The sequence below is a fragment of the Bacteroides fluxus YIT 12057 genome (genome assembly GCF_000195635.1).
GTDB classification, from domain to species: Bacteria; Bacteroidota; Bacteroidia; order Bacteroidales; family Bacteroidaceae; genus Bacteroides; species Bacteroides fluxus.
This window is the reverse complement of record NZ_GL882627.1, coordinates 1-11301: the sequence shown is the minus strand read 5'-3', so window position 1 is coordinate 11301 and position 11301 is coordinate 1. Positions and strand designations below refer to the sequence as shown.

Sequence of the window (11301 nt, the reverse complement as noted above, 5' to 3'; positions counted from 1 at the left end):
AATTTTACCCCCTCAGGTTTTTACGTTGACCCTCTTTCAGCAATACCTTTTTGTCTTTGTCCAGAAGATAGAGGGTAGGGATAGCCTTTAGATCGTAAAGGTTGTTTTCCCTGATGTTTTGCCTGGCGTCGTAGCCGTTGATCCATGTGGATGGAAATTCGGAGAGATGTTTTTTCCATTCGTCCAGTTCCTCATCGGGATAGAGTGAGAGGATTTGAAGCTCTTTCAAGGATATGGCTTGGTTGATGGCGGGAGCATCCTTTAATGCTTCGATGGTTTCCGTGCAGGCATGGCAGCCGGGATTATTGATAAACAGCAGTATGTAAGGGGCACTCAAGGCATATAAGGTGCTTGTCTTTCCGGATGCCAAAGTATAGGTAAAGTCTATGGCTTTGGTTCCTATACGGTTTCTCTGCGCTAGTGCACGGCGGGCTTTCGGGCGTATTTTTTCAGTATCATCCAAAACGGGAGTTGCGATAAGGGCATCCAGTACGGAGATGTATTGCTCTTCGTTACGCATAGGTGAGTTAGGGTCATATAGATATTTATCCGCCAGCTTTGCAAGATAGAGATAGCTTGTCTTTTCTTTTTCAGCTTGTGCAAACAAGCCTTTCAAGGCTTCATCGGCATTTTCTGCAGGTACAAGTTTCAAAATATCTATGTAGTTCACCCATGCTTGTTCGGTAACTTCCGGATGGTGTACATAATTGGTATCCGCAAAATTTATATTTTCCCAATAATGTCGTACCAGATAATCGGCACGCAGTTCGGGAGTATTCAGCATGGGAGGGATGGCAGGCAGAGTAAACACGGTAATGGTATCTGCCGGAGAACTGTTTACCGCAACACTGTTTGCTTTACTGTTATTGCATGCAGTGCAGAGGGACAAGGGTATCAGAAGTGAGAATAACTTACTTTTCATATTAAATTGATTTTTAGTTCCTATAATTTTCATCTGCTGATACAAAAATACATTTTCTTGCCTAACGTGTCAAACAAGCAAATGATTTTCTTGCTTTTTACATGAGGAAAGAACCCTTTTACCATATATATAACTTTCATGCCAAATGTGTCAAAAGCATTGCTTTATTACCGTGTCTTTGATACACACTCTTTGTTTATGCTTGTGTTGTCTTACTAATTGTTAACTGACGTTATCGTATCTGCAACAAATTGTTCTGTTTGTAGTATTAATCGTTCAAAATAGTATAATTTGTAGAAAAAATGTTTGATGAGAGTACAACGGATACCGATTTGTTTATACATTTGCAAACGTTGTTTATGTAACTAATTGGATGAACAAACCATTGCCGACAAACGTTTATAGGTGTGAAGAACATTCATTGGGATGAAAGACGCGACTTGGCTGATATGGATTAAGAAGATACACGCGACTTACAACTTTACTAGATGAAATTATTTTAAGGAAAAAAGAATATAAAAAGATTGCTTATGTCACAGATTGTCGGACATATCTCGCAGGTAATCGGACCTGTTGTGGACGTTTATTTCGAAGGTACAGAGGCGGAACTCATGCTGCCCAGTATTCACGATGCATTGGAAATAAAAAGACCGAATGGTAAAAGACTGATTGTGGAAGTGCAGCAGCACATCGGTGAGAATACCGTGCGTACTGTAGCTATGGATAGTACAGACGGACTGCAAAGAGGTATGAAAGTACACCCGCTGGGAGGACCGATTACTATGCCGGTGGGTGAACAGATCAAAGGTCGCCTGATGAATGTTGTGGGCGATTCTATTGACGGAATGAAAGAACTGGACCGCCAGGGTGCCTATCCCATTCATCGTGAGCCTCCTAAATTTGAAGATTTAACTACTGTACAAGAGGTGCTCTATACGGGTATTAAGGTCATTGATTTGCTGGAACCTTACAGCAAGGGAGGAAAGATCGGCCTGTTCGGCGGTGCCGGTGTGGGCAAGACAGTGCTTATCCAGGAACTTATTAATAATATAGCCAAGAAACAGCATGGTTTTTCTGTGTTTGCCGGAGTAGGGGAACGTACCCGTGAAGGCAACGACTTGCTGAGGGAAATGATAGAGTCCGGTGTTATCCGTTATGGTGAAGAGTTCAAGAAGAGTATGGAGGCGGGCAACTGGGACTTATCCAAAGTAGATTACGATGAAGTTGCCAAGTCTCAGGTATCTCTGATTTTCGGCCAGATGAATGAACCTCCCGGTGCACGCCAGTCGGTGGCTTTGTCCGGATTGACGGTAGCTGAATCTTTCCGTGATATGGGGGCGGAAACAGACGGACCGCGTGATATCCTGTTTTTCATAGACAATATTTTCCGTTTTACCCAGGCCGGTTCCGAAGTTTCTGCTTTGTTGGGGCGTATGCCGTCCGCAGTGGGATACCAACCTACGCTTGCCACTGAAATGGGGGCTATGCAGGAGCGCATCACTTCTACAAGAAACGGTTCCATTACCTCTGTCCAGGCTGTGTATGTGCCTGCCGATGACTTGACGGACCCTGCGCCTGCGACAACATTTACCCACCTTGACGCTACGACAGTGTTGAGCCGCAAGATTACCGAACTTGGTATTTATCCGGCTGTTGACCCGTTGGAATCTACTTCCCGTATTCTTGACCCGCATATTGTGGGACAGGAGCATTATGAAGTGGCACAGCGTGTAAAACAAATTCTGCAACGTAACAAGGAATTGCAGGACATCATCTCCATTCTCGGTATGGAGGAACTTTCTGATGCAGACCGTACGCTGGTAAACCGTGCACGCCGTGTACAGCGTTTCTTGTCGCAGCCGTTTGCCGTTGCTGAACAGTTTACGGGAGTTCCCGGCACTATGGTTTCTATCGAAGACACCATCAAAGGATTCAAGATGATTCTGGACGGTGAGGTGGATTATCTGCCCGAACCCGCTTTCTTGAATGTGGGAACCATTGATGAAGCCATAGAGAAGGGCAAGAAGTTGCTGGAACAAGCTAAATCGTAAATGAAATGATGAAGGGACTACATTTGACTATTGTATCACCGGAGAAGGAACTGTTTAATGGAGAAGTGGAGAGAGTGACACTGCCGGGCACGATGGGCTCATTTTCCATCTTGCCGCAGCATGCGCCGATTGTATCTTCATTAGGTGCGGGAACCTTGGTCTATGTGACGGGTGGCGAAGAACACGCGCTTGATATTCAAAGCGGGTTTGTAGAAATGAGTAACGGAAAAGTTGCTGTCTGTATAGAACAACAGTAGGCAATTAGAATATGGAATTAAGAAATTAAAGTTTGTTGGCGTGACTATAACGAAGCGAAATTATCTGTTGCAAACAACACTTCTCACGGTATTGGTAGGAGGCATAGGCGGTTGGGCGTATTATTCGGTTAATCCGCACCATTACTTTGGCGGCTATCCGCTGATTCCGCTTTTCTTCTATATTTTCGGTATATTCATGATCAGTATGACCGAGAACTGCCGACACCACATACCGGGGCGCATGTTGCAGATTTATCTGCTGATGCGTGTAATGAGGATGCTTGCCTCCATTATTGTAATGTTGATATATTGCGTTATAGTACGCGAGGAGTCAAAAGGATTCCTGCTGACGTTTATAGCAAACTATCTGATATATTTGATTTACGATTCCTGGTTTTTCTTCACTTTCGAAGCGAACCGGAAAATGAAAAAGAAAAAAGAAAATGAGACAATTGCGTAACATACTGACTGGAGTATTACTGACACTTGGACTGTTGGTATCAATTCCTGTTGCCGCCGAGCAGAAAGAGGGTACGGTGGATGTGAAGGAGATTGTCTTCGGGCATATCGGTGACTCTTATGAGTGGCACATTACGACCTGGGGCAAGACACACGTCACCATTCCGTTGCCCGTGATTTTACGCAGTGAAACTACGGGCTGGCATGCATTTCTCTCTTCGCGTCTTGAAGAAAACGGAGGGACGTATGAGGGATTTTCCATAGCGCCTGCAGGCAGCAAGTACGAAGGCAAGTTGGTGGAACATGATGCGGCGGGCAATGAAGTGCGTCCTTTGGATATCTCCATTACAAAGGTGACGTTGGCATTGCTCATCAATAGTGTATTGTTGCTCGTCATTATTCTGAGCGTAGCCCATTGGTATCGCAAGCATCCGCAAGGCAGTGCGGCTCCCGGTGGGTTCATTGGATTTATGGAGATGTTCATCATGATGGTGAACGATGATATTATCAAAAGTTGTGTCGGGCCTAAATACCGGAAGTTCGCTCCTTATCTGCTGACGGCATTTTTCTTTATCTTCATCAATAACCTGATGGGATTGGTGCCGTTCTTTCCGGGAGGTGCCAATGTTACGGGAAATATAGCTGTCACTATGGTATTGGCTCTCTGCACATTCGTTGCGGTAAACCTTTTCGGCACAAAGACTTACTGGAAAGATATATTCTGGCCGGACGTGCCCTGGTGGCTGAAAGTGCCTGTGCCTATGATGCCGTTCATCGAGTTCTTCGGCATTTTCACGAAGCCGTTTGCATTGATGATCCGTCTTTTCGCCAATATGCTGGCAGGCCACATGGCCATGTTGGTATTGACCTGCCTGATATTTATTTCTGCCAGCATGGGACCCGCTTTGAACGGGACATTGACCGTAGCTTCGGTGTTGTTCAATATCTTCATGAATGCATTGGAACTGTTGGTGGCCTTTATCCAGGCATACGTGTTCACTATGCTGTCCGCTGTATTTATCGGCCTGGCGCAGGAAGAGCACAAAGAAGGTAAGAAGGAGGACAAGAAGACTGAAAAAGTAAAAGTATTATCAGAGAGATAAAGAATAAACATTAAAAAATAAATCATTTAAAAACTGAAAGTTATGTTACTATCTGTATTATTACAAGCTGCAGCAGCTGGTGTGGGAGTTAGTAAATTAGGTGCGGCAATCGGTGCCGGTTTGGCAGTTATCGGTGCTGGTGTAGGTATCGGTAAAATCGGTGGTTCTGCAATGGAAGCCATTGCCCGTCAACCGGAAGCTTCCGGTGACATCCGTATGAACATGATTATTGCAGCCGCCTTGATTGAAGGTGTCGCCCTGTTGGCGGTAGTTGTGTGTCTGTTGGTATTCTTCTTATGATGTATAATCCGCGATTTATAAGATGCAGTTCGGCATGTGACGCATTTCCATGTTGTCAATCTGTAAATTGTAAATTGTCAAACAGTAAATGAAATTATGTCATTGTTATTACCCGATAGTGGTCTGCTGTTCTGGATGCTCCTTTCATTCGGCGTAGTGTTTGTGGTGTTGGCCAAATATGGTTTTCCCGTCATCACCAATATGGTGGAGGGCCGCAAAACCTACATTGACCAGTCCATGGAAGTGGCCCGTGAAGCAAATGCCCAGCTTGCCAAATTGAAAGAAGAAGGCGATGCATTGGTTGCCGCTGCCAATAAGGAGCAGGGACGTATCCTGCGGGAAGCGATGCACGAACGTGACAAGATTATCGTCGAGGCACGTAAGCAGGCGGCAGCCTCTGCCCAAAAGGAACTGGACGAGGTCAGAAAGCAGATACAGCAAGAGAAGGAGGAGGCCATTCGTGACATCCGCCGCCAGGTGGCAGTCCTGTCTGTGGATATTGCCGAGAAGGTGCTCCGCAAGAATCTGGACGAGAAGCATGAGCAGATGGAAATGATTGACCGTATGCTTGATGAAGTACTGGCAGCTTCTGCAAAGAATTGAAAAGCTGTTTTTCATTCTTTCATTCCTTAATTATTAATTTCATAAAAAATGGATATAGGAATTGTTTCGATGCGATATGCGAAAGCATTGATGGAATATGCCAAAAGCACGGGAGCTGAAGAGACCCTGTACAAGGAGTTTAGTATGCTTGACCGTAGCTTCAGGAAGCATCCGGATTTGCGTATGGCGTTGGAGAACCCCGTTCTGACAGTGCGCGAGAAGCTTGCGCTTATCTGTACTGCCGCAGTGGGGGATGCTTCTGCCGGGCGTGAGTTTACGCGTTTCATTACGTTGGTATTGAAGAACCGGAGGGAAAACTTTCTCCAATATATTTGTTTGGGTTTTCTGGGCCTGTATCGTAAGGATAAGCATATCGGTGTGGGAAAACTGATAACGGCAGTACCTGTAAGCCGGGAAGTCGAGGAACGTATCAGAAACAGTGCCTCTTTCTTGCTGCATGCGCACATGGAGTTGCAAACCGAAGTCGATCCTTCCATTAGAGGCGGCTTTATATTCGACATCAACGACTTCCGTCTGGATGCCAGCATCGCTACCCAACTGAAGAAAGTGAAACAACAGTTCATTGATAAGAACAGAAGAATCGTGTGATCTGTGCGGTTTTCCAATCGTAAATCGTAAATAATTAAATCGTAAATTAAAATGTTGTCTGAAAATATAAAAGTAAGCGAAGTTTCCGATATCCTGCGCAAACAGCTGGAGGGGATTGATACCCGTGTACAACTGGACGAGATAGGTACAGTGCTTCAAGTGAGTGACGGTGTGGCGCGTATCTACGGACTGCGCAATGCCGAAGCAAGTGAATTGCTGGAGTTTGACAACGGTATCAAGGCCATTGTGATGAACCTTGAGGAGGATAATGTAGGCGCCGTTTTGTTGGGGCCTACAGATAAGATCAAGGAAGGCTACATCGTGAAACGTACCAAACGTATTGCTTCCATCATGGTAGGTGAAGGTATGTTGGGACGCGTTATAGACCCGTTGGGCGAACCGTTGGACGGCAAAGGGCTGATAGGCGGGGAACTCTGTGAAATGCCTCTGGAGCGTAAAGCGCCGGGAGTCATCTTCCGTCAGCCGGTGAATCAGCCATTGCAGACGGGATTGAAAGCCGTAGATGCCATGATCCCTATAGGCCGCGGACAGCGCGAGTTGATTATCGGTGACCGTCAAACGGGTAAGACCGCCATTGCCATTGACACCATTATCAACCAGCGTGAAAACTATGAGGCCGGAGACCCCGTATATTGTATTTATGTGGCTATCGGTCAAAAAGGTTCTACGGTTGCCTCTATTGTAAATACGTTGCGTCAGTACGGGGCAATGGATTATACCATCGTAGTGGCTGCCACGGCAGGTGACCCGGCTGCATTGCAGTATTACGCTCCGTTTGCGGGCGCCGCCATCGGCGAATATTTCCGTGATACAGGCCGTCATGCATTGGTTGTTTATGATGATTTGTCCAAGCAGGCGGTTGCCTATCGTGAAGTATCGTTGATTCTGCGCCGTCCGTCGGGTCGTGAAGCTTATCCGGGTGACATATTTTATTTGCACTCCCGGTTGCTGGAGCGTGCGGCGAAGATTATCAGCCAGGAAGAAGTGGCACGGGAAATGAACGATCTGCCCGACAGTCTGAAAGGCAAGGTGAAAGGTGGCGGTTCGCTGACCGCGTTGCCTATAATCGAGACACAGGCAGGCGACGTGTCGGCTTATATCCCCACCAACGTGATTTCCATTACAGACGGACAGATATTCCTCGATACGAACCTTTTCAACCAAGGTAACCGTCCGGCTATTGATGTCGGCATCTCCGTAAGCCGTGTAGGAGGGAATGCCCAGATCAAGGCCATGAAAAAAGTGGCCGGCACTTTAAAGATAGACCAGGCGCAGTATCGCGAGCTGGAGGCATTTACCAAATTCAGCGGCGATATGGATCCTGTTACTGCCTTGACCATTGACAAAGGGCAGAAGAATACACGTCTGCTGGTACAGCCTCAATATAGTCCGATGCCTGTAGAGAAACAGATTGCCATTCTTTACTGCGGTACGCATGGTTTGTTGAAGAATGTACCTTTGGATAAGGTGCGCGAATTTGAAGGCAGTTTCCTTGAATATCTTGAAATGAATCATCGTGACGATGTACTCGATGTTCTGAAAACCGGTGTCATCAATGATGAAGTCTGCAAGAAGATAGAGGAAACGGCAGAGACGATTGCAAAACAGTTCATATAAATCGTAAATAGAAATGGCTTCACTGAAAGAGGTAAAAAATAGAATTAGTTCCGTCAAGAGTACGCGTCAGATTACGTCGGCGATGAAGATGGTAGCGTCTGCCAAGTTGCACAAGGCACAAGGGCGGATTGAGAATATGCTGCCCTATCAACAGAAGCTGAATGAAATTCTGACGAACTTCTTGCGTACGGACGCTACGTTCGAATCGCCTTATACTGACGTTAGGACCGTATCTAAAGTGGCTATCGTGGCATTTTCTTCCAATAGTTCGTTATGTGGTGCCTATAATTCGAACGTGGCCAAGATGTTGGAACGTACTTTGGCGGATTATCAGTCCTTGGGTAAGGAGAACATTCTGATTTATCCGGTGGGCAAGAAGGTGGAAGAGGCCGTGAAAAAGTTGGGATATACGCCGCAAGGCAGTTACCAGGTAATGGCCGACAAACCTTCATACGTGGAAGCGTATGAACTGGCGGGCAGGTTGATGGAGGCATTTGTAGAGAAACGCATCGACCATGTGGAGCTGATTTACCATCACTTCAAGTCCATGGGAACGCAGGTGCTGCTTCGTGAAAACTATTTGCCTATTGATCTGGCACAAGTTGCCGGGGAGGCGGCGGAAGGCGTTTCCGCGGATTCCCGCAGTTTCAACAATGATTATATCGTGGAACCTTCCGTCGGCCAGCTGATTGCCGAACTCTTGCCGAAAGTATTGAGCCAGAAAATATTTACGGTACTGCTGGACTCCAACGCCTCCGAGCATGCGGCACGTACACTTGCCATGCAGACGGCAACGGACAATGCCAACGAGCTGATACAGGATTTGACGAAGCAGTATAACAAGAGCCGTCAGCAAGCCATTACCAATGAACTGCTGGATATTATCGGCGGTAGTCTGAAATAAGAATCTTCTTTGTCCGCACTGCTTGAACATGTATTCAGGCAGTGCGGATATATGTTCAAGCAGTGCGAATATGTATTCGCAAGCTGTGAACAGAGTTTGGTGGCTGAAAGAAAAACTTTTGCTCTAGGCTGAAAAACCTTTTTCTCTAGGCTGAAAACCTTTTTCCAGATATTTATCGTACCTTTACATCTTGAATAAAGTGCATCGGTAAGAAGATGCGGCAAAGATACTAAACGTTACATGAATAATGGAGAATAATCCCGAACTGGCGCTTGCATGGCAATTTATAGAAAACACAGGTACTCATCTTTTCTTGACCGGTAAAGCAGGAACCGGTAAAACAACTTTCCTGCGGAGACTGAAAGCTGAAAGCCCGAAGCGGATGATTGTGCTTGCGCCTACGGGCATTGCCGCTATCAATGCGGGCGGTGTCACCATTCATTCCTTTTTCCAATTGCCTTTTGCTCCTTATGTACCCGAAAGTTCATTCACGACGAACGGTGCTGCCCAGTACCGGTTCAGGTTCGGTAAGGAGAAAATCAATATTATCCGTAGTATAGACTTGTTGGTAATTGATGAGATCAGTATGGTACGTGCTGATTTGCTTGATGCCATAGATGCGGTGTTGAAACGCTACAGAGACCGTAACAAGCCTTTTGGTGGCGTGCAGTTGCTGATGATAGGCGATTTGCAGCAGCTGTCTCCTGTAGTGAAAGACGAGGAATGGCAAATGTTGGGGAAATATTATGATACTCCATATTTCTTCTCCAGCCAAGCCTTGAAGCAAACCGAATATTGTACGCTGGAATTGAAGACCGTTTACCGCCAAAGCGACGGGATGTTTTTGGAACTGCTGAACCGTATCCGTGAAAACCGGTGCGACGGGAAGGTGTTGGAGACACTGAATCGTCATTATATTCCGGATTTTGAACCACGGAAGGAAGAAGGATATATCCGTCTGGTTACGCACAACTATCAGGCGCAGCGCGTTAATGACCACGAATTAGAACAGTTGCCCGGAAGGTCTTATACCTTTCGGGCCACGATAGACGGGAAGTTCCCGGAATATTCATATCCTACGGATGAGGTGCTGGAGTTAAAGCAAGGTGCTCAGATCATGTTTGTGAAAAACGATACTTCCGGTGAGCATCGCTATTTCAACGGTATGATTGGCGAGGTGACGAACGTGACGCCGAGTTGCATCGAAGTGCGGAGCAAGGATAGCGAGACCCCTTTCACTGTACAAGAGGAAGAATGGACCAATGCCAAATATGTGTTGGACGAAGAAACGAAGGAGATTACGGAAGACATTGAAGGAACGTTCCGGCAGTATCCCGTCAAGCTGGCATGGGCCATCACCATCCATAAGAGCCAGGGGCTGACTTTTGAGCGTGCCATTATCGATGCCAGTGCTTCGTTTGCGCATGGGCAGACGTATGTAGCGTTAAGCCGTTGTAAGACTCTGGAAGGACTGGTATTGAGTGCGCCGCTGTCTGCAAGGGCCATTATCAGTGACAGCGCGATAGATGCTTTCACCGTAGAGGCACGAAGGAGCGAGCCGGATGAAAATCGTTTCCGTTCTTTGCAGCAAGCCTATTTTCTGGAATTGTTGTCGGGGTTATTTGATTTCCTGCCGATGGAACAGGCTTTGAAACGGTATGTACGCCTGTTGGACGAACATCTATATAAATTGTTTCCTAAGCAGTTGGCTGCCTATAAGGAAGAAGTTCAGCGGTTTCATGAGAAGGTGATAAAAGTATCACAGAAGTTCAGCCTGCAATATACCCGTCTGATTGATGAATCACGGGACTATGCCGCGGACGGTAAGTTGCAGGAACGCATACACTCCGCCGCCAATTATTTCAAGGAACAGCTGCAACCGTTGGAGGCTGTAATGGGGCACAGTATCAGTTCTGACAATAAGGAGCTGAAGAAAAAGCTGCGTGACGCGATGGGAGAATTGGAGGGCATCTTTGGCTTGAAAGCAAATCTGCTCCAGCTCGTCCTTACCGATGGTTTCCATGTGGCGGAGTATCTGAGGCAGAAAGCCCTGCTTTCCATTGACAGTTCATCCTTACAGAGAGGCAAAAGTAAATCTGCTTCCGGAAAAGAAGATAAAAAAGGGGGATTGGATGTTCTTCATCCGGAGCTTTACGATAGGTTGATAGCATGGCGTAATGCGGAAGCTTCGCAATTGGGACTGCCTGTTTATACCGTCATTCAGCAAAAAGCCATTTTGGGCATCAGCAATTTGCTTCCTTCGGATAAAACCATGCTGATACGCATTCCTTATTTTGGCAAGAAAGGAGTAGAGAAGTACGGAGATGTCATTCTTGGAATGGTACGTGCTTACCGGCAGGAAAAAGGATTATCCGAACCGGAACTGTTATAAGCTGTCGAGGGCTCATTTAGTGTATTAATATTCTGATTCTCCGCAAACACACCTAATATTTTT

11 protein-coding genes are annotated in these 11301 nt (G+C 46.3%); 10 read left to right on the top strand and 1 reads right to left on the bottom strand.

Translation table 11 applies throughout. The features are described 5' to 3' along the window. Nucleotides 1-4: 4 nt before the first annotated feature. The gene (locus HMPREF9446_RS07800; protein WP_039968789.1) at nucleotides 5-922 is read right to left on the bottom strand and encodes a DUF5106 domain-containing protein; all 918 of its coding nucleotides are present in this window, start codon (nucleotides 920-922) and stop codon (nucleotides 5-7) included. Between the two features lie 530 nt (nucleotides 923-1452). Here HMPREF9446_RS07800 and atpD point away from each other — a divergent pair. From atpD to HMPREF9446_RS07750, 10 genes are all read left to right on the top strand, one after another. Continuing rightward, nucleotides 1453-2973, top strand: a complete 1521-nt coding sequence (atpD, locus tag HMPREF9446_RS07795; protein ID WP_009125033.1) for a F0F1 ATP synthase subunit beta — start codon at nucleotides 1453-1455, stop codon at nucleotides 2971-2973. A gap of 5 nt (nucleotides 2974-2978) precedes the next feature. Then, nucleotides 2979-3230 carry an ATP synthase subunit epsilon gene (locus HMPREF9446_RS07790; protein WP_009125032.1) on the top strand — a complete coding sequence of 84 codons (252 nt, stop codon included), beginning with the start codon at nucleotides 2979-2981 and terminating at the stop codon, nucleotides 3228-3230. Between the two features lie 40 nt (nucleotides 3231-3270). Then, nucleotides 3271-3690 (top strand): hypothetical protein, encoded by a 420-nt coding sequence (locus HMPREF9446_RS07785; protein WP_009125031.1) that lies wholly within the window; start codon nucleotides 3271-3273, stop codon nucleotides 3688-3690. Continuing rightward, on the top strand, nucleotides 3674-4792 hold the full coding sequence (gene atpB / locus HMPREF9446_RS07780; RefSeq protein WP_009125030.1) for a F0F1 ATP synthase subunit A: 1119 nt from the start codon (nucleotides 3674-3676) through the stop codon (nucleotides 4790-4792). The genes HMPREF9446_RS07785 and atpB overlap by 17 nt, the downstream gene beginning before the upstream one ends. Before the next feature lie 42 nt (nucleotides 4793-4834). Beyond that, complete coding sequence (atpE, locus tag HMPREF9446_RS07775; protein WP_005829122.1) at nucleotides 4835-5092, top strand: ATP synthase F0 subunit C; 258 nt, start codon at nucleotides 4835-4837, stop codon at nucleotides 5090-5092. 96 nt (nucleotides 5093-5188) lie between these two features. Then, the gene (atpF, locus tag HMPREF9446_RS07770; protein WP_009125029.1) at nucleotides 5189-5695 is read left to right on the top strand and encodes a F0F1 ATP synthase subunit B; all 507 of its coding nucleotides are present in this window, start codon (nucleotides 5189-5191) and stop codon (nucleotides 5693-5695) included. 48 nt (nucleotides 5696-5743) lie between these two features. Further along, on the top strand, nucleotides 5744-6304 hold the full coding sequence (locus tag HMPREF9446_RS07765; RefSeq protein WP_009125028.1) for a F0F1 ATP synthase subunit delta: 561 nt from the start codon (nucleotides 5744-5746) through the stop codon (nucleotides 6302-6304). 54 nt (nucleotides 6305-6358) lie between these two features. Beyond that, nucleotides 6359-7942 (top strand): F0F1 ATP synthase subunit alpha, encoded by a 1584-nt coding sequence (gene atpA / locus HMPREF9446_RS07760; protein WP_087943555.1) that lies wholly within the window; start codon nucleotides 6359-6361, stop codon nucleotides 7940-7942. Nucleotides 7943-7955: 13 nt separating this feature from the next. After that, nucleotides 7956-8846, top strand: a complete 891-nt coding sequence (locus HMPREF9446_RS07755; protein WP_009125026.1) for a F0F1 ATP synthase subunit gamma — start codon at nucleotides 7956-7958, stop codon at nucleotides 8844-8846. A 247-nt stretch (nucleotides 8847-9093) separates the two neighbouring features. Then, entirely contained in the window at nucleotides 9094-11238 is a 2145-nt protein-coding gene (locus HMPREF9446_RS07750; RefSeq protein WP_009125024.1) for an AAA family ATPase, read from the top strand. Nucleotides 11239-11301 lie beyond the last annotated feature (63 nt).